Origin of the sequence: Algibacter sp. Ld11, assembly GCF_045066735.1 — a bacterium.
Taxonomy (GTDB): Bacteria; Bacteroidota; Bacteroidia; order Flavobacteriales; family Flavobacteriaceae; genus Algibacter.
In genome coordinates this window covers 194726-215974 of sequence record NZ_JBISHH010000009.1, presented here as the reverse complement: position 1 = coordinate 215974, position 21249 = coordinate 194726, and the positions used below count along the sequence as shown (strand labels likewise).

Genomic DNA, 21249 nt, shown 5'->3' with positions numbered 1-21249 from the left:
GATACCTTAAACGGCACTCTAGTAGATGATACCTTAATCAACATCACTTTAGATAATGATGGCGGATTAACGGGCGTTACTATTGATGCTGACGGAAACGTTATTGTACCAGCAGATGCAGACTCAGGAAACTACACCTTAACGTATACCATTTGTGAAAAAGCCGTACCAAGTAACTGTGATACCACGACAGTTGATATCGTAGTAGACGGTACCATCGATGCAGTTATCAACGACTTCACAGCAAGTCCAGTAGATGGCGTTGCCGGAGGAACAGCAGGCGATGTTACAGCCAACGATACCTTAAATGGCACTCTAGTAGATGATACCTTAATCAACATCACATTAGATAACGATGGCGGATTAACCGGCGTTACTATCGATGCAGACGGAAACGTCATTGTACCAGCAGATACAGACTCAGGAAACTACACCTTAACGTATACCATTTGTGAAAAAGCCGTACCAAGTAACTGTGATACCACGACAGTAGATATCGTAGTCGATGGTACCATCGATGCTGTAATCAACGACTTCACAGCAACTCCAGTAGATGGTGTTGCCGGAGGAACAGCAGGCGATGTTACAGCGAATGATACTTTAAATGGCGCTCTAGTAGATGATACCTTAATCAACATCACTTTAGATAATGATGGCGGATTAACGGGAGTCACTATCGATGCTGATGGAAACGTCATTGTACCAGCAGATGCAGACTCAGGAAACTACACCTTAACGTATACCATTTGTGAAAAAGCCGTACCAAGTAACTGTGATACCACGACGGTAGATATCGTAGTAGATGGTACCATCGATGCGGTAATCAACGACTTCACAGCAAGTCCAGTAGATGGTGTTGCCGGAGGAACAGCAGGCGATGTAACAGCCAACGATACCTTAAACGGCACTCTAGTAGATGATACCTTAATCAACATCACTTTAGATAATGATGGCGGATTAACGGGCGTTACTATTGATGCTGACGGAAACGTCATTGTACCAGCAGATGCAGACTCAGGAAACTACACCTTAACGTATACCATTTGTGAAAAAGCCGTACCAAGTAACTGTGATACCACGACAGTAGATATTGTAGTCGATGGCACTATCGATGCAGTTATCAACGATTTCACAGCAACTCCAGTAGATGGTGTTGCCGGAGGAACAGCAGGCGATGTTACAGCCAACGATACCTTAAACGGCACTCTAGTAGATGATACCTTAATCAACATCACTTTAGATAATGATGGCGGATTAACGGGCGTTACTATTGATGCTGACGGAAACGTCATTGTACCAGCAGATGCAGACTCAGGAAACTACACCTTAACGTATACCATTTGTGAAAAAGCCGTAACAAGTAACTGTGATACCACGACAGTAGATATTGTAGTCGATGGCACTATCGATGCAGTTATCAACGATTTCACAGCAACTCCAGTAGATGGTGTTGCCGGAGGAACAGCAGGCGATGTTACAGCCAACGATACCTTAAACGGCACTCTAGTAGATGATACCTTAATCAATATCACTTTAGATAATGATGGCGGATTAATCGGCGTTACTATCGATGCTGATGGAAACGTCATTGTACCAGCAGATGCAGACTCAGGAAACTACACCTTAACGTATACGATTTGTGAAAAAGCCGTACCAAGTAACTGTGATACCACGACAGTAGATATCGTAGTAGACGGTACCATCGATGCTGTAATCAACGACTTCATAGCAAGTCCAGTAGATGGCGTTGCCGGAGGAACAGCAGGTGATGTTACAGCCAATGATACTTTAAACGGCACTCTAGTAGATGATACCTTAATCAACATCACTTTAGATAATGATGGCGGATTAACGGGAGTCACTATTGATGCAGACGGAAACGTCATTGTACCAGCAGATGCAGACTCAGGAAACTACACCTTAACGTATACTATTTGTGAAAAAGCCGTACCAAGTAACTGTGATACCACGACAGTAGATATTGTAGTCGATGGCACTATCGATGCAGTTATCAACGACTTCACAGCAAGTCCAGTAGATGGTGTTGCCGGAGGAACAGCAGGCGATGTTACAGCCAACGATACCTTAAACGGCACTCTAGTAGATGATACCTTAATCAACATCACTTTAGATAACGATGGCGGATTAACCGGCGTTACTATCGATGCTGACGGAAACGTCATTGTACCAACAGATGCAGACTCAGGAAACTACACCTTAACGTATACCATTTGTGAAAAAGCCGTACCAAGTAACTGTGATACCACGACAGTAGATATCGTAGTAGATGGCACTATCGATGCGGTAATCAACGACTTCACAGCAACTCCAGTAGATGGCGTTGCCGGAGGAACAGCAGGCGATGTAACAGCCAATGATACCTTAAATGGCACTCTAGTAGATGATACCTTAATCAACATCACATTAGATAATGATGGCGGATTAACCGGCGTTACTATCGATGCTGACGGAAACGTCATTGTACCAGCAGATGCAGACTCAGGAAACTACACCTTAACGTATACCATTTGTGAAAAAGCCGTACCAAGTAACTGTGATACCACGACAGTAGATATCGTAGTAGATGGCACTATCGATGCAGTTATCAACGATTTCACAGCAACTCCAGTAGATGGTGTTGCCGGAGGAACAGCAGGCGATGTAACAGCCAACGATACCTTAAACGGCACTCTAGTAGATGATACCTTAATCAATATCACTTTAGATAATGATGGCGGATTAACGGGAGTCACTATTGATGCTGACGGAAACGTCATTGTACCAGCAGATGCAGACTCAGGAAACTACACCTTAACGTATACCATTTGTGAAAAAGCCGTACCAAGTAACTGTGACACCACGACAGTAGATATCGTAGTAGATGGTACCATCGATGCTGTAATCAATGACTTCACAGCAAGTCCAGTAGATGGCGTTGCCGGAGGAACAGCAGGTGATGTTACAGCTAACGATACCTTAAACGGCACTCTAGTAGATGATACCTTAATCAATATCACATTAGATAATGATGGAGGATTAACGGGCGTTACTATTGATGCTGACGGAAACGTCATTGTACCAGCAGATGCAGACTCAGGAAACTACACCTTAACGTATACTATTTGTGAAAAAGCCGTACCAAGTAACTGTGATACCACGACAGTAGATATTGAAGTTGGTGGAACTATTAATGCTGTTGTAAACGACTTTACAGCAACTCCTATAACTGGAAAAACAGGAGGTACTGCAGGTGATGTTACTGCTAACGATACCTTAAATGGTGTTGTGGTCAATGATTCAGAAATTAATATAAACTTAGATAATAATGGAGGCCTTGTAGGGGTAAGTATTGATGCTAATGGAAATATAATCGTACCAGCAGGAACAACTTCAGGAACATACACAATAACTTATACCATTTGTGAAAAAGCAGTTGCAACGAACTGTGATACTACAACAGCACTTATTGCTGTTGAAGACGCAGTTATCGAAGCTATAATTGATGATTTTAGTGTAACGCCTATAAATGGATATGATGGAGGAATAGTAGGAGACGTTACTCTTAATGATGCTTTAGATGGTGTTGTAGTAACAGATTCTCAAATAACAATTACATTAGATGATAATGGAGGTCTAATAGGCGCAAGTATTAGTGCTTTAGGAGAGGTAAATGTGCCAGCTGGCACACCTGCTGGTTCCTATGTGTTGGCTTATACTATATGCGAGAATTTGAATCCAAGTAATTGTGATAGTACAACAGTTACAGTTGAGGTTGATGCTGCAACAATTGGAGCTACTACTGATGATTTTACTTCAAACCCTATAAATGGATTAGAAGGTGGTGTTGCTGGCGATGTTACGCTTAACGATACCTTAAACGGAGATCCTGTTGATGATGGAAAAATATTTATTACTGATGATGGTGGTATTCCAAGTGCAAGTATTGATGCCGATGGGAATTTGATTATTCCGCCAAATACACCTGAAGGCACTTATACAATAGAATATACTATTTGTGAGAATCTTAATCCAACAAACTGCGATTCTGCAAATGTTACAGTATTAGTTGGTGCAGCTATTATCGATGCTGTTAATAATGATTTTACAACAACTTCTTTTGATGGTTTAGATGGAGGAACAACAGCTTCAGTATATACAAATGACACTTTAAATAATGACCCTTTTGTTAATACAGCAGTGACTTCAAGTATAGTTAATGATGGAGGTTTAACGGGAGTAACAATTAATAACGATGGAACAATTAATGTCCCTGAGAATTCAGTTGGCGGCACTTATAACGTTGAATATCAAATTTGCGAAGTTTTAAATACTTCAAACTGTGATACTGCAATTGCCTTAATTGTAGTTGATTTACCAATAATTGAAGCCATTGTAGATGATTTTATATCAAGTCCGGTAAACGGAACAAATGGTGGAGCTGTTGGAAATGTACTTGGTAATGATACAATCAATGGAGATCCATTAACTTCAAGTGAAGTTAATGTTACATTAACTTCTGATGGTGGTTTAACAGGTGTTATTATTGGAACAAATGGAGTTGTCGAAATTCCGGCAGGAACTTCTGCAGGAACTTATACTATTACCTATCAAATTTGTGATGTTATAAATCCAACCAACTGTGCTACAGCAACTGCAGTTTTAGAAGTTGGAGCAGGAACGATAGATGCTATAAATGACGACTTTACAGCATTGCCAATTATTGGTTCTGAAGGTGGGGCGCCAGGAAATATTCTATTGAATGATACACTAGAAAGTAGTGCTGTATTAGCTTCAGAAGTAACAATAGCTATAATTAATGATGGTGGATTAACAGGTATTATCATTGATGCCAATGGAGATATCACTGTGCCTCTTGGAACTGCAGCAGGAAGTTACAATGTGATTTATCAAATATGTGAAAACATAAATTCAGGAAACTGTGATAATGCAGTAATTACTATTGTTGTTGAAGCTCCAATTATTGAAGCTGTAAACGATGATTTTACAACAGCACCAGTTAACGGATTAACAGGAGGTATTACAGCTTCTGTATTCGGAGGAGATACTATTAACGCAAATCCTTTTGCAAATAATGATGTTGTAGTGTCGTTAACAGATACTGCAGGGTTAAATGGAGCAACAATAAATACAGACGGAACAATAAATGTTCCAGCCAACACTCCGGCAGGAACATACGTTTTAGAATATCAAATCTGCGAAGTGCTAAACCCTTCAAATTGTGATACAGCAACAGTAACTATTGTTGTTGGAGCTGCAAATATTGATGCTATTAGTGATGATTTCAGTGCAACTATAATCGATGGTGAAACAGGAGGGACAGCTGGAGATGTCACATTAAATGATACTTTAAATGGAGTTCTTGTAGACGATAATTCAATTGATATTACTTTAGATGATAATGGCGGATTAATTGGAGTTGCTATCAATAATGATGGAAGTATAATTGTACCTCCAAGTTCAACTTCAGGAACGTATACCATAACATATACTATTTGTGAAAATTTAAATCCGACTAATTGTGACACAACTACAGCTATTGTGTCAGTAGGAGAAGCGGTTATAGACGCAATAGTTGATGATTTCACAGCAACACCAGTTAACGGTATTGATGGAGGTGTAGTAGGAGATGTTACTTTGAATGATACACTTAATGGAAACCCTGTAACAGATGCTAATATTTCTATTACACTTAATGATAATGATGGTTTAATAGGAGCTAGTATCGATATTAATGGACTTGTAAACGTTCCAGCAGGAACACCAGCCGGTAGTTATGATATTACATATACTATTTGTGAAAATTTAAACCCAACTAATTGTGATACTACAACAGTAACCGTATTAGTTGAATCGGCAGCAGTCGATGCAATGGTTGATGATTTTAGTACAACTCCAATAAACGGAACTACAGGAGGAAATGTTGGAGATGTTACTAGCAATGATACTTTAAACGGAGATCCTGTTTTGGACACAGATATCACAATTACTTTAGACAGTAATGGAGGATTAAATGGTGTTTCAATAGATATTAATGGTAATGTAATTGTGCCTTCAGGTTCTATGGCAGGTACTTATGTTGTTTCTTATACAATTTGTGAGAATCTAAATCCTTCTAATTGTAATACTTCAACAGTAACTATTATAGTTGAAGCAACGCCTATCGATGCAGTGGAAGATAATTACACGGCTACAGCAACAGAAGGTATTACAGGAATTACATATACAGATCTTTTAAATAATGATACTTTAAACGGAGTAACTGTAGATGTTAATGATATTTCGTTAACACCAAACACTAACGGACCATTAACAGTAAATGCGGACGGAAGCGTAGATGTTGCTCCTAACACAGCACCTGGAACATACACCGTAACTTATACAATTTGTGAAGTTGCAGTTCCTGGAAATTGTGATACAGCAACTGTAACCATAACGGTAAATACATCAACGGCTACACCTGTCGATGTAGAGCCAGATACAGTAGAAGCAGAGCAAGATGCACCTTTAGTGGTTGATGTTTATGAAAATGATAATTACGTTCCAATAACAGGCACATTAGTAACTACAGATCCAACAAATGGAACCGTAGTAATTACAGATCCAAACGGAACACCAAACGATCCGAGTGATGATGTTGTAACATACACACCAGATTCAGGATTTAGCGGTACAGATTCATTTGATTATACAGTTTGTGATAGTGAAACACCACAAAGTTGTGATACTGCAACTGTATCTTTAACGGTAAATGCCGCAGCATGTTCAAGTTCTGTTGATACAGATGGCGATGGTTTTACCGATTGTGAAGAAACAACAGGTATCGATGACCCAAGTACAGAAGCAATTCCAACGGGGATTTCAGATGAAACAGATCCATGCAGTCCAATATCAACTGGGTGTGTTGCAGAAATAACTGTTACTAAAATAGCAGATGTAGCAGGAACAAATTTAGGAGAACAAATTAGTTATTCTATTTACGTTGAAAATATTGGAGATTACGATTTAACAGAGATCGCTTTGATAGATACATTCTTAGACGCAAATGATGAAACATTAACATTAACTAGCGAACCAACTTTTGACGGAGCAGATTTAGGTAGCCCAGAAGGTACCTTATTAATAGGAGAAATAGCAACTTACATAGCTACATTTACAATTAATGAACAAGCTTTAAATGCCGGTGGAGTTAGTAATAGTGTTTCTGTATCGGGAAAAACAGCTAATAATCAAATTGTTGCCGATATAAGTGATGATGGTGACGATTTTGATGGCGATCTAGAAGAAGATGCTACAGTTACAGCACTTGGCTGTGTATCTGTTATAAACGAGTTTTCTCCTAATGGAGATGGTCTTGGGGACACTTTAGTTATTAATTGCATAGATAATTACCCAAATAACAGTTTAGAAGTTTATAACCGTTGGGGGAATATAGTTTACAAGAAAAAAAGCTATAGTAGCACTAATGAATGGGATGGAACTTCAGATGGTAGAAGTACTGTACTTCAATCAGAAAAACTTCCAGTAGGAACATATTATTATGTTTTAGACTTAGGAAACGGGTCAAAACCTATGGTAGGATGGTTATATATTAACAGATAATATTATCTTTAAGAAATAGATTTTATAAAAATGAAAGAATTTAAATTAAATACGCAGTCTTTTCTATTATTAATATGCTTCATCATATTTAGTAGTTTAGATGCCGTTGCGCAGCAAGATCCGCAGTATACTCAATACATGTATAACACCATGAGTATCAATCCGGCATATGCAGGGCAAAGAGAAGTTTTGAGTATAACAGGTTTATATAGAACGCAATGGGTTGGTATCGATGGAGCCCCAAAAACACAAACTTTAGGTATTCATTCACCATTAAGAAACGAGCGTATTGGTATAGGGCTATCTGTTGTAAATGATGCTTTAGGACCAGCAGAAGAAACCTATATTGATGCTAATTTAAGTTATAGCATACCTTTGGATTACGATTATACAACGCTATCGTTTGGAGTAAAAGCAGGACTTCATCAATTAAGTACCGACTGGAGTAAAGGTCAGTATCAAACCTCAGACCCTCTATTTAATGAAAATGTCAGTAGATTATCTCCTACCGTTGGGGTTGGTGTGTATCTCAGCAATAGAGAATGGTATTTAGGCGTTTCTGCCCCTAATTTATTAACCACAGATCATTATGATGATTTTATAGAATCGATAGCTACAGAGCGTATAAATTTTTATGCCATTGCAGGTTATGTATTCGATATTAATAATGATTTAAAACTGAAACCGTCAGCATTTATAAAAGCCGTTTCTGGAGCACCGGTAATTGGCGATATATCATTAAATGGATTGTATAGAGAAAAATTAACGCTTGGTTTAGCATGGCGTTGGGACGATTCTGTTAGTTTGCTTACTGGTTTTCAAATATCAGATGGCTTATACGTAGGTTATGCTTACGATTTAACAACCACGGGTTTAAATAACTACAATAGTGGTTCTCACGAAATTATGCTCCGTTTCGAATTACGAAAAGCAGGACGTTTATTATCCCCAAGATTCTTTTAAAGCCTAACTTTATGAAAATGAAAATACACATACTAACTATATTTTTAAGTCTAAGTGCAGTACTTAGTTATTCGCAAAAGGCCGATTATCAAAAAGCAAATAAAGCTTACGATAATTTTTCGTATGCAAAAACGAGCGATATTTTATTAGAAGTTGCGAATAACGGTTATACCTCGGTTACGCTATTGAAAAAATTAGCTAATTCGTTATATTTTAATAATGAAATGAAAGAAGCATCAAAATGGTACGGAAAACTTTTTGAGGACTTCGGCGATACGAATTTAGACAGTGAGTATTATTTTCGATATGCTCAAGCATTAAAAGCAACGGAATCTTATGAAGAGTCGGATGCTTGGATGCAGAAATTTTATGATACAAATAAGGACGATTTAAGAGGGAAAGCTTTTGCTAGTAAAAAAAATTATCTAGAATCAATTTTATCAGTTAGCCGAGATTTAGAAGTTGTAAATATGGATTTAAATACCGAAAAGTCAGATTTTGGTGCCAATCAATATAAAGACCAATTAATATTTGCTTCCTCAAGATTAGGAGAAAAAATATACCAATGGAACAAGCAGCCTTACCTAGATTTATACAAAGCAACAAAACAAGCCGATGGTTCTTATAAAAATGTAGAGGCCCTAAATGATGATATTAATACCAAGTATCACGAGTCTACAGCAGCATTTACGCCAGATGATGAAGTGATGTATTTTACTAGAAACAACTATTACAAAAAACGCTATAAAAAAGATGATGAAGGCGTAAATAGATTAAAAATATTTAGGTCTACAAAAAATATAAATGGTGATTGGAATAACGTAGAACCTGTTCATTTTAATAGTAGCGATTATAGCGTAGCACACCCAACTATTAATGTGCGAGGAACAAAATTATACTTTGCTTCAGATATGCCAGGAACTATTGGTCAATCCGATTTATACGAAGTAGATATTCTAGAAGATGGTACTTTAAGTAATCCTGTAAATTTAGGAGGATATTTAAATACAGAAGCTCAAGAAACGTTTCCTTTTATAAATGAAAAGGGCGATTTGTATTATTCCTCAAACGGGCTTTCAGGTTTAGGTGGTTTAGATGTTTATGTAGTTAGAGATTTTGAAAATAAGCGTGAAAGTAATCAACCTTTAATCGTTGAAAATCTAGGAAAGCCAATAAATAGTCCCAAAGACGATTTTGGTTATTACGAAAATTTAGGAACTAAAGAAGGTTTCTTCACATCAAACAGAGAAGGCGGAAAAGGCGATGACGATATTTATAGTTTTAAAGCGATAGAGTGTGAGCAAACTGTAAAAGGAACTGTTTTAGATAAAAACACGCAAGAATTACTAGCTGAAGCGACGGTAACATTATATTCCAAATCTGGAGATAAAATAGAAACTGTTATTACAGATCAGGCAGGAGCGTATAGTTTTTCTAAGTTAATTTGTAATGAACCTTTTTTAATTCGTGCAGAAAAGACGGATTATATTGGTGACGAAAAGAATTTTGTAACCTTAATGGGTACAGAAGATATGGTGATTGATTTGAATTTGGAAATCGATATTCAGGCCATTACACCATGTGCCGATTTAGCTAAAATTTTAGATATCCCTGTGGTGTATTTCGATTTTGATAAATATAATATTAGATACGATGCTGAGGTCGATTTACAAAAGGTATTAGTTTTAATGAATCAATACCCAACATTAAAAATAGATATTCGCAGCCATACAGATTGTAGAGGTACCGATGCGTATAACGAAACGTTATCTAGTAATAGAGCTAAGTCTACCAAAAACTACTTAATAAGCAAGGGTATAGATGCTAGCAGGTTAACGGCTAAAGGTTATGGCGAATCTCAGTTAATTAATAATTGTGAATGCGATTCTAATAACCAATCTACTTGTACAGAAGAAGAGCATAATAAAAATAGACGCAGTGAGTTTATAGTAACAAGTATAAACGGAAAGTCTTGCTTAGATAAATAGAAGCAAAACATAACGCATAAAAAAAGCCACTTTTTATAGTGGCTTTTTTTATGTAAAAATATATTTTAAGAGTATTCAGAAACAAAGTGAAACTTAATACTTGGGTATTTCTGTTGTGTCATTTGTAAAGAGAAAGATGAATCGGCTAAAAACACTAATTGGTCTTGTTTATCCTTTGCAAGAAAACGTTGTTTTACTCTCACAAACTCTTTGTACTCCTCGTTTTTAGGGTCTTCTGGTTCAACCCAGCAAGCTTTAAAAACATTTAAGTTCTCGTAGGTACATTTAGCACCATATTCGTGCTCTAGTCGGTATTGTATAACTTCATATTGAAGTGCTCCAACAGTTCCAATTACTTTTCTTCCATTGAGCTCTAAAGTAAATAACTGTGCTACACCTTCATCCATTAACTGGTCGATACCTTTAAAAAGTTGTTTCGATTTTAATGGGTCGGCATTATTAATATATCTAAAATGTTCTGGAGAAAAACTCGGTACACCTTTATAATTTAAAATTTCACCTTCTGTTAAAGTATCACCAATTTTAAATGTTCCGGTATCTTGTAAACCTACAATATCACCAGGGTAGGAGATGTCTACAATTTCTTTCTTTTCAGCAAAAAAGGCATTCGGACTAGAAAATTTCACTTTTTTATTATGACGAACGTGTAAATAAGGTGCGTTACGTTTAAACTCTCCCGAAACAATTTTAACAAAGGCTAAGCGGTTTCTGTGGTTAGGATCCATATTGGCATGTATTTTAAATACAAAACCAGTAAATTTATCTTCGTCAGGTTTTACTAAACGCTCTTCACTTTGCTTTGGTCTTGGTTTTGGTGCAATTTCAACAAAACAATCTAGCAATTCGCGAACTCCAAAATTGTTTAAAGCAGAACCAAAAAACACAGGTTGTTGCTCACCATTTAGGTAAGTTTCTTTATTGAACTCTGGATAAATACCTTCAACAAGTTCAATTTCTTCACGAAGTGTATTTGCAGCTTTTTCACCAACCAGTTTATCTAATTCTGGTGATGCTAAGTCCGAAATTTCAATAGTTTCTTCTATATCTTTTCTACTATCACCACTAAATAAATTAACGTTTTTCTCCCAAATATTATAGATGCCTTTAAAATCGTAACCCATACCAATAGGGAAACTTAAAGGCGCTACTTTTAGACCGAGTTTTTGTTCTACTTCATCTAACAAATCAAATGCATCTTTACCTTCACGATCCATTTTATTGATAAAAACAATCATAGGTATGTTACGCATGCGGCAAACTTCAACTAGTTTTTCTGTTTGTTCCTCAACACCTTTTGCAACATCAATAACAACAATAACGCTATCTACAGCGGTAAGTGTTCTAAACGTATCTTCAGCAAAATCCTTGTGCCCAGGTGTATCTAGTATATTTATTTTTATACCATTATACTCAAAAGCTAGTACAGATGTTGCTACCGAAATTCCACGCTGACGTTCAATTTCCATAAAATCACTGGTGGCCCCTTTTTTAATTTTATTACTTTTTACGGCACCAGCTTCTTGTATTGCTCCACCAAATAATAATAATTTTTCTGTTAAGGTTGTTTTACCTGCATCGGGATGCGAGATAATACCAAAAGTTCGTCTGCGTTGTATTTCTTTTAAAAAACTCATAAATTTATGTTGAAAAGCGATTGCAAATATAGCCGTAAAAATACATTTATTATAAGGTTTTAAATTTTAAAAAGGATAAACTCCTTGTAATTATCATTATCCATTCATTTTAGGCATACATTGGCCCCTTGGCTTCTTCCGTTTAAATAAGTATTATTCTTTTTTTTAAAAATTAGTTGGTATTTTTGTCTTCTATGATTGAAGAAAAAGTTGTTTTAGTAAACGAAAAAGATGAGCAAATTGGTTTAATGCCAAAAATGGAAGCTCATGAAAAAGCAGTTTTGCATCGTGCATTTTCTGTATTTATTTTTAATGATAAGAATGAGTTAATGTTGCAGCAACGTGCATTAACTAAATACCATTCGCCTGGACTTTGGACTAACACATGTTGTAGCCATCAACGCGATGGTGAAAGTAATTTACAAGCAGGTAAAAGACGTTTGCAGGAAGAAATGGGTTTTGTTACCGAACTAAAAGAAACCACATCTTTTATTTATAAAGCACCCTTTGATAATGGCTTGACGGAGCATGAATTCGACCATATTATGGTAGGGCATTATAATGATGCTCCCGTTATAAATCCGGAAGAGGTTGAAAGTTGGAAGTGGATGCTTGTGGAAGATGTGAAAGATGATATGGCTAAACATCCAGAAGAATATACCGAATGGTTTAAAATTATTTTTGAAAAATTCTATGAGCATATAAATATATCTTAATATGGAAGTTACAGTTAACAGAAAAGCACATTTTAATGCGGCACACAGGTTGTATCGCAAAGATTGGAGTTTTGAAAAAAACGATGCCGTTTTTGGTAAATGCAACAACCCTAATTTTCATGGGCATAATTACGAGCTTATAGTTAGCGTTACCGGTGAAATAGATAAGGAAACAGGTTTTGTAATGGATATGAAGGTTTTAAAAGACCTTATAGAAGTTGAAGTTGAAGATCAACTTGATCATAAAAACTTGAATTTAGAAGTTCCCGAGTTTAAAAATTTAAACCCAACAGCGGAGAATATAGCTGTGGTAATCTACAATAAACTAAAGCCGAAGTTAGATGCAAAGTTAGCTTTGGCGATAACACTTTATGAAACTCCAAGGAATTTTGTAACCTATTCAGGGAAATAAATACACGTTTCTCATTATCTAATACAAATAAATCTAAGTTTTTAATGTGGTAATAACAGTACAATATTAAAATAGTACTAAAAATGTAAACGGTTTAGAAGTTTATGTTTAATTTTGTAAAAAATTTAAAAGCAATTAAAATGGCAAATGTTAGAAACCTAAAAAAAGACATTAATTATGTTTTAGGTGATATTATAGAAGCAGTATATGTTTGGGAATATGCAAACACAGATAAAGATACTAAGCAAAGTGAAGCAATTATTGATGAAGCGATAGCTACTTTTGACGAATTAATAGTTAAAGTAAATGCTAAAAACGATAACGCAAAAGCGCATTTTAAAGCTATTAACGCAGAGTTAGAAACGAAAGGATTGGCTTTAATCGAAAAAATTAACAATTTAGGATAAATTTTTTGACAATAATGTTGCACATGTAATTTTAGATACTATATTTGCACTCGTTAAAAAAGCCGATGTAGCTCAGCTGGCTAGAGCAGCTGATTTGTAATCAGCAGGTCGTGGGTTCGAGTCCCTCCATCGGCTCTTAAAAATAAAAAAGACCTTTCAAATTTGAAAGGTCTTTTTTTATGCTTAAAATGTAAGGTTTTCTTATTTCTTTTCGGAAGCTTTAATGTCATCAATAAATTTTTGTAATTCCTGTCCGTATTTAGATGCTTTTACATTTTCGGTTAGCGATACGTTAATAGTATCTAATAAGCTTGTTTTAGCATTGTATATTTCGGTTAAAGCTAAATAAGGAGCAACCTCGCTATCTTTATTGTTAAGCGCGAAATTAACCGTAAACAAGTATCTACGTTTTAAAATGCTATTGTATTGCTTTTCTAAAGTGTTTAACTTTGTGGTATCTCCAGCAATTTGTGCATCGAACTTATCTTTTATTAAATCTAAGTTTCTATCGTTAAATTTACTAATCATGGTTTGGTAATCTTCCAATACTTTTTGCTGTTTAGATCCTGTAATTTTAGCATCAAACATAAAGTTTTTAAGAGAAGTATTTATTTCTGTAATCCCTTTATCTGCAAAAAATGAAATGCCATCTTCTTGTTTACTGTTTTTATCTAAAAATAAAAAGAAAACCTCTGGAGACTCTAACTTACTATGTAATTCAAAATTTGGATTTCCGTTTATAATTAAAGAATCAACATTAACAAGTGCGGAATCTTTTACTTTTTTAAGATAAACAGTCCCTTTTTTTAAACCATCAATATGGCCTTTAACCGTTAAATCGTGTTGTTCTTCTCCACAAGAAACTAATAAACAAACTAGTAATAATACAAGTACTCTATTCATATAAAATTATGCTTTTTTTTAGTGAAGCAAATATCTCACTTTTATATTTTAAATGCTAATGCCGATAATTGAAATATTTTAGTTAAAACTATCTAAAAAAAGATAAGAGTGTAAAGTTTGGCACGCCGTTTGCTTTTAGATTAAACGTTACGCTTTATGTAAAAGTTTATTGAGTGGTTACTTTAAACTGTAAAGGTGTAACTCATATTTTGATTGGTTAGTTAGAAAAAAAGCATCCGTTTTCGGATGCTTTTTTTGTTTTATAGATCTTCAATTTTTAATTTTTGGAAGTCGTAATTTGTGCATTTCACCGATTTTTTTGAATATTTAGTCTTGAATTGTTAAAATTTAGTGTATTTCATCGATTTAAAAGGTTTTTAATCGTGTGGTTAGGTTTTAAAGTTATATATTTGAATAGTTCTAAATAACACATTTTTTAGATCAATGGATTAATTAATTAGTATTTGCATTATGTAGTTGAAATGGAATCCCAAATCTAACATCATAATACTAAAGCAAATGATAGAAAACCGAGTTTGAGGGAACTCGGTTTTTTTTATGCTCAATTTTTAGTGATGCATTATTTTAGCTAACTTCGCTACTATGAATTTTAAATATCTCTACTTAGTTTTACTCACTTCTGTATGTTCGTTTGCGCAACTACCAGATGGTTTTGTTTATGTAAAAGACATTATACCAGATATACATGTAGAATTGCGCTACAATACTGGTAACAATTTTGTTGGGAAACCAGTAGACGGTTATAAATCCAACCGTTTAATTTTAACAAAGCAAGCCGCAGAAGCTTTGCGTTTAGTGCAAGAAGAATTGGAAGATAAAAATTTATGCTTGAAAGTATATGATGGATATAGACCGCAACAAGGCGTAAATCATTTTATGCGTTGGGCTCGGGATTTAAATGATACAATAAATAAAACAATTTTTTATCCTGAAGTTAAAAAACGCACCTTATTTAAAGCCGGATATATAGCAACTAAATCCGGGCATAGTAGAGGTAGTACTGTCGATTTAACAATTATGGATGGAAATACAGGCGAAGTTTTAGATATGGGAAGTCCTTTTGATTTTTTCGGAGAAGCCTCGTGGGTAAATCATTCTCAAATATCAAAGGAGCAAAAAGAAAACCGACAAATACTTCAAAAGGTTATGCTTAAACATGGTTTTAGAAATTATTTTAAAGAATGGTGGCATTTTACACTTAGATGGGAACCATTTCCTAAAACATATTTCGATTTTCCTGTTGAATAGAGCTAGGGTTCTTATAGAGAATATTAGGTTGTGAGAGGCAAAGCATAGAAGTTGAAAAATCACTCAATAATTTCACAATCACGAATATATATATTTTGTAACGGCCAATCTCCTTTTCCTGTTTTTACAGCTGCAATTTTATCAATAACCTCCATGCCACGAGTTACATGCCCAAAAACAGTGTAATCGCCATCTAGAAAATGCGATCCACCATGTTGTTGAATAATAAAAAACTCGTAAGGTGACGCTAGTTTATGTGGGTTTTCAATGGCGCTGCTTGGCATAGAAATAACTCCTCTATCATGCTTAAAGCCACGCTTAGTATCTGGTGGTAACAAGTATTTACCAATTTTCCCTCGTTTTCTCGATATTTTAATATCGTCGCTATTCCCTGCTTGTACCATGTAATTATCAATAACACGATAGAATTGGGTGTCTACAAAGTATTTTTGTTTCGTTAAAAATATAAAATTCGATCTATGGAATTTAGTTTCATTGTAAAGTAAAATATCAAAACTTCCAAAGTCGGTAGTTATTCTTACTTTATTCTCTTTGTGGTGTTTATCATATTCTAAAAAAAACTCCATGGCGCTTCTAGAATCCAACTTTTCAAAAGGGGGTTCTTTCTTCTTTACGGTGTCTTTTTTTATGGTTTTTGTAACTACAGTTTCTGGAGTAGATTTCTTCTTAGATTGTTTATCTTCACAATTCAGAAATAAAAAAAAGAAACATAAAAGCAAACCTATACGCATATCAATGAATTTTGATGAATTTTTAGAATCGATTTCAAAAATAAAAAATATACCGCTACCAGCCGAGACTTCTCAGTTTAAAATGGTACCACCTTTTCGGCAAGAACTTTTAAGGCAACAAAAGGAAGCTATTAAAAATGCTAAAAAGGCAGGAGTTCTAGCCTTGTTTTATCCCAATATTAAAAATGAAACCACTTTTGTTTTAATCTTACGTAAAATCTATAAAGGTGCGCACTCAGGGCAAGTCGCCTTTCCTGGGGGAAAATTAGAGTCTAGCGATAAATCTTTGCAAGACGCTGCTGTTCGCGAAACCTTTGAAGAGGTTGGTGTACCCATAAAGGATATTAAGGTTATTAGAGAATTAACCGAAGTTTATATTCCGCCAAGTAACTTTTTTGTGCATCCTTTTATAGGTGTTTCTTACAAAGAACCTCATTTTATTAAACAAGATGATGAAGTTGAGGCTATTATAGAAATAAAATTACAGCATTTTTTAGATGAAAACATCGTGATTCAAAAAACAGTTAAAACCTCGTATAGTCTTGAAGTCGAGGTGCCTGCCTTCAATTTGAACGGTCATGTAGTTTGGGGAGCCACAGCAATGATGCTAAGTGAAATTAAAGACTTATTAAAACAGCTTTTCTAATCTACTAGAATTGTTACATTTGTATTTTAGTATATTAACTAATCAATTTGACGTGTGAGTTATGGGATTGTTTAAAAGAAATCCGTTCGGACATATATTGTTTTTAAAGAAATGGCTGATTAGAATTTTCGGTGTGATAACACATAGAAGGTTTCGTGGCTTTAATGAACTTCAAATTGAAGGCTCTGAAATTATAAAAGATTTACCCGGCACCAATGTACTTTTTGTATCAAACCATCAAACCTATTTTGCAGATGTTGTAGCCATGTTTCATGTGTTTAATGCGAGTTTAAGCGGAAGAACAGATTCTATTAAAAATATAGGCTATATCTGGGATCCAAAACTTAATATCTATTATATAGCAGCAAAAGAGACTATGAAAGCAGGTTTATTGCCAAAAATATTAGCTTACATGGGATCTATTAGTATAGAACGTACTTGGAGATCGGAAGGTAAAGACGTAAATCGCCAGGTTAAAATGAGCGATATTTCTAGTATTGGAAAAGCCTTAGAAGATGGATGGGTTATTACCTTTCCGCAAGGTACAACCACACCTTTTAAACCTATTAGAAAGGGAACGGCACATATTATAAAGCGATACAAGCCTATTGTTGTACCAATAGTTATTGATGGTTTTCGTAGGTCTTTTGATAAAAAAGGACTGTTCATTAAAAAGAAAAATATTTTTCAATCTTTCGAAATTAAAGAACCTTTAGAAATAGATTACGAGAACGACACGCATGCTGATATTGTTGAAAAAATAGAATATGCCATAGAGCAACATTCATCTTTTTTAAAAGTAGTTTCTCAAAAAGATCTTGCAGCTCTTGAAGAATTGAATAAAAAGCGCGAATGGTAAAACATTATGCTTTTAATGTTTACCGTTTACACTTAATTTAATGCCAAGAACAGCCTCCAACGATCAGGTGTTTTCAAACTTAAAAAACTATTTTGGGTACGATTCTTTTAGAGTAAATCAACAGGATATTGTAGAATCTGTACTCCATAAAAAAGACTGTTTGGTTATTATGCCTACAGGCGGTGGGAAATCTATTTGTTTTCAACTTCCTGCCTTATCTTTTAAAGGTGTTACCATTGTAATTTCGCCACTTATAGCGCTAATGAAAGATCAGGTCGATGGTTTAAACGCCAACGGTATTCCTGCATCTTATTTTAATAGCAGTCAAAGCAGTGATGAGCAATTTGCTATTATAGAAAGTGTTATTACAGCAGAAATAAAATTACTTTATGTTGCGCCAGAAAGTTTGGCCGCGTTACAAAATATTTTAACCGAAAAGTATATTAGCTGTGTTGCTATAGATGAAGCACATTGTATTTCTTCTTGGGGACACGATTTTCGTCCGTCATATCAACAGTTGGGTTTTTTAAAATCTACACTTCCAAATATTCCATTTATTGCATTAACGGCCACTGCCGATAAAGCAACAAGAGAAGATATTGTAAAACAATTACGGATAGAGCATGCGCAACGCTTTATTTCATCCTTTGATAGAAAAAATATTAGTTTAGAAGTTCGTACAGCCAATAACCGAATTTCTCAAATTATCAAGTTTATAAATGCTAGACCTAATCAGTCAGGGATTATATATTGCTTAAGCCGAAAAACTACTGAGCAATTATCCAAGAAATTAAAAGCAAATAAAATTCATGCGGAAGCCTATCATGCAGGCTTAAATTTTGAAAAAAGAAGTAAAGTTCAAGAATCTTTTATTCGGGATAAAACCCAAATTGTTTGTGCTACAGTTGCTTTCGGTATGGGTATCGATAAGTCTAACGTACGTTGGGTAGTACATTATAACATGCCTAAAAATATTGAAGGTTATTATCAGGAAATAGGTCGAGCAGGTCGAGACGGATTAAAATCTCACGCGTTATTATTCCATAGCTATGCCGATATTATTCAACTGCAAAATTTTGCAAGTGGAGCTGCTAATGAAGCCGTTCAAATTGCTAAATTAGATAGAATGAAGCAGTTTGCAGAATCTACTACTTGCCGACGAAAAATTTTGTTGAGTTACTTTGGGGAGTTACTTGGAGGGGACTGTGGTAATTGTGATGTTTGTAAAAATCCACCACAGTTTTTTGATGGAACCATAATTGCTCAAAAAATACTTTCGGCTGTTTATCGTTTACAAGAAAAAGAAGCCATGGGCATTATTATAGATGTACTTCGTGGTTCTCAAAATGCAGCTGTTCTAGCAAAAGGTTATCAAAATGTGCGAACATTTGGAATTGGGAATGATATAGCATGGAAGCATTGGCAACATTTTGTGATTCAACTTATAAATCAAGGGTTTTGTGAAATCGCTTTTCATAAAAATAATGCGTTACAGCTTACAGAGTTTTCGAATAATGTTTTGTTTAAAGGAGCTAAAGTAGCATTAACAAAACCATTAGTAATTACAGAAGTGAAACCTGTAGTAAAGGAGAAGCGTACCCGTAAAACAAGGACTAAAACCACAAAAAGAAGGACTAAAACGACTGCTACGACCGATAATCTATTTGAGCGCCTTCGTAGGTTGCGATATAAAATAGCGCAAGAAGAAGATATTCCAGCGTATTTGGTTTTTAGTGATGCCACGTTAAAAGAAATTGAAAAAGAACGCCCTTTGAGTGAAGACGACTTTTTAAGGATTAGTGGAGTAGGGCAACGTAAACTTGAGGTTTACGGTGATGAGTTTATGACTGAAATCATGAATTTTATGGGGTCTAAGCCTAAGAAAGCTAAAAAAGGAGACACTTATTTAAAAACTTACGAGCTTTATAAATCGGGGTTGTCTATAGACGAAATTGCTATGCAACGGAAATTGGGCACTACTACGGTTTATTCCCATATTGCTAAATTATACAGTACGGGGAAAGAAATAAATTTATACGATTTTGTTTCTAAAAGTGATGTGGAAGCTGTTATAAAAGCGAAGAAAGTGCTCGGTGATCCAAAAGCATTACGGGCATATTTTGATTATTTTAACGAAAGTATCGATTATTTTAAAATTCGCTTAGCATTAAGTATTATTGAAAAAGACTAATTGTTTTAGTTCGAGTTTTGTTTAAAATAAGAGAACTTCGTTTTAAGCCTATAAAATTTATAAATTATGAGTTCACCTTTATTTGAAGATGAAATTTTCGACAAGCAAAATTATTCGGTAAATCGATTGCCAAAAGGGGATTATGAATATTGTGTTTTTAAAAATTGTGATTTTTCTGAAGGGTTTCTATCAGAGGTTCGGTTTTTGGAATGTGAGTTTATTGATTGTAATTTGAGTTCCGCAAATTTAACAGGAACTTCTCTGCAGGATGTTAAATTTATTGGCTGTAAAATTCTAGGTGCGCATTTTGAAAGTTGCAATCCTTTTGGTTTTGCTGTGTCCCTCGAAAACTGTCAGCTAAATCATGCGTCGTTTTACCAAGTTGATTTAAGTAAGACCAAAATAATTAATTCTAAACTACAAAACGCAGAGTTTACTGAGGCCAATTTAAGCTCTTCTATTTTTGATGACTGCGATTTTAAAGATGCTAGTTTTCAAAATACTAATTTGGAAAAAGCTGATTTTCGAAAAGCTATTAATTATAGTATTCACCCAGAACAGAATAGAATTAAAGGAGCTAAGTTTTCTTTAGATGGTTTGGAAGGTCTTTTAGTGTGTTATGGTATTGTGGTTGAGAAGTGAGTTTCGTAAGGTTAAGTATTTGGATTAGGTCTATCATATCTAAGATAGAAAATATCACATTTTATTCTTATCTAATGTGAAAAATCTACTCACGAACAAACTTAAACAACCAACAAGTTTGTGATAAAGCTAAGCTTCGGTATTTTCGCCCGCGTTAGGGATTGCAGAGAAAAGCCCACAGCCCGACATAGGAGGTGCGAGGACTTGCAACGTAAAGCCCGACCCG

The 21249-nt window shown here is 35.1% G+C and carries 14 protein-coding genes and 1 tRNA gene; 12 read left to right on the top strand and 3 right to left on the bottom strand.

What is annotated here, in order from left to right:
* From ACJJV4_RS05415 to ACJJV4_RS05405, 3 genes are all read left to right on the top strand, one after another.
* On the top strand, positions 1-7620 hold a 7620-nt coding region (locus ACJJV4_RS05415), incomplete at its 5' end, for an Ig-like domain-containing protein (RefSeq protein WP_405292448.1).
* 30 nt (positions 7621-7650) lie between these two features.
* Positions 7651-8583, top strand: coding sequence for a type IX secretion system membrane protein PorP/SprF (locus ACJJV4_RS05410; RefSeq protein ID WP_405292447.1), 933 nt, complete (start codon positions 7651-7653; stop codon positions 8581-8583).
* Between the two features lie 17 nt (positions 8584-8600).
* On the top strand, positions 8601-10571 hold the full coding sequence (locus tag ACJJV4_RS05405; protein ID WP_405292446.1) for an OmpA family protein: 1971 nt from the start codon (positions 8601-8603) through the stop codon (positions 10569-10571).
* 65 nt (positions 10572-10636) lie between these two features.
* Here the strand turns inward: ACJJV4_RS05405 and ACJJV4_RS05400 are convergent, their stop codons facing one another.
* Positions 10637-12226 (bottom strand): peptide chain release factor 3, encoded by a 1590-nt coding sequence (locus ACJJV4_RS05400; protein ID WP_405292445.1) that lies wholly within the window; start codon positions 12224-12226, stop codon positions 10637-10639.
* Between the two features lie 194 nt (positions 12227-12420).
* Here ACJJV4_RS05400 and idi point away from each other — a divergent pair, with 194 nt between their 5' ends.
* From idi to ACJJV4_RS05380, 4 genes are all read left to right on the top strand, one after another.
* The gene (gene idi, locus ACJJV4_RS05395) at positions 12421-12942 is read left to right on the top strand and encodes an isopentenyl-diphosphate Delta-isomerase (protein WP_405292444.1); all 522 of its coding nucleotides are present in this window, start codon (positions 12421-12423) and stop codon (positions 12940-12942) included.
* Position 12943: 1 nt separating this feature from the next.
* Entirely contained in the window at positions 12944-13354 is a 411-nt protein-coding gene (locus tag ACJJV4_RS05390) for a 6-pyruvoyl trahydropterin synthase family protein (RefSeq protein ID WP_405292443.1), read from the top strand.
* 140 nt (positions 13355-13494) lie between these two features.
* Complete coding sequence (locus ACJJV4_RS05385; RefSeq protein ID WP_405292442.1) at positions 13495-13761, top strand: hypothetical protein; 267 nt, start codon at positions 13495-13497, stop codon at positions 13759-13761.
* 61 nt (positions 13762-13822) lie between these two features.
* A tRNA-Thr gene (locus tag ACJJV4_RS05380) sits at positions 13823-13896 on the top strand.
* A gap of 66 nt (positions 13897-13962) precedes the next feature.
* Here the strand turns inward: ACJJV4_RS05380 and ACJJV4_RS05375 are convergent.
* Positions 13963-14664: a DUF4369 domain-containing protein gene (locus ACJJV4_RS05375; RefSeq protein ID WP_405292441.1), complete on the bottom strand. Its 702-nt coding sequence runs from the start codon at positions 14662-14664 to the stop codon at positions 13963-13965.
* Positions 14665-15267: 603 nt separating this feature from the next.
* Between ACJJV4_RS05375 and ACJJV4_RS05370 the strand changes: the two genes are divergently transcribed.
* A complete protein-coding gene (locus ACJJV4_RS05370) occupies positions 15268-15933 on the top strand; it encodes a M15 family metallopeptidase (protein WP_405292440.1) in 666 nt (221 codons plus the stop codon).
* A 59-nt stretch (positions 15934-15992) separates the two neighbouring features.
* Here ACJJV4_RS05370 and ACJJV4_RS05365 read toward each other — a convergent pair whose 3' ends face one another.
* Positions 15993-16685 carry a peptidylprolyl isomerase gene (locus ACJJV4_RS05365; RefSeq protein ID WP_405292439.1) on the bottom strand — a complete coding sequence of 231 codons (693 nt, stop codon included), beginning with the start codon at positions 16683-16685 and terminating at the stop codon, positions 15993-15995.
* Between the two features lie 4 nt (positions 16686-16689).
* On the opposite strand from ACJJV4_RS05365, the gene ACJJV4_RS05360 reads away from it, so the two are divergent.
* The 4 genes from ACJJV4_RS05360 (at position 16690) to ACJJV4_RS05345 (ending at position 21023) form a co-directional block, all read left to right on the top strand.
* On the top strand, positions 16690-17331 hold the full coding sequence (locus ACJJV4_RS05360; RefSeq protein ID WP_405292438.1) for an NUDIX hydrolase: 642 nt from the start codon (positions 16690-16692) through the stop codon (positions 17329-17331).
* Positions 17332-17392: 61 nt separating this feature from the next.
* A complete protein-coding gene (locus tag ACJJV4_RS05355) occupies positions 17393-18190 on the top strand; it encodes a lysophospholipid acyltransferase family protein (protein ID WP_405292437.1) in 798 nt (265 codons plus the stop codon).
* Between the two features lie 40 nt (positions 18191-18230).
* A complete protein-coding gene (recQ, locus tag ACJJV4_RS05350) occupies positions 18231-20381 on the top strand; it encodes a DNA helicase RecQ (protein ID WP_405292436.1) in 2151 nt (716 codons plus the stop codon).
* A 66-nt stretch (positions 20382-20447) separates the two neighbouring features.
* Positions 20448-21023 carry a pentapeptide repeat-containing protein gene (locus ACJJV4_RS05345; RefSeq protein ID WP_405292435.1) on the top strand — a complete coding sequence of 192 codons (576 nt, stop codon included), beginning with the start codon at positions 20448-20450 and terminating at the stop codon, positions 21021-21023.
* Positions 21024-21249: the final 226 nt, after the last annotated feature.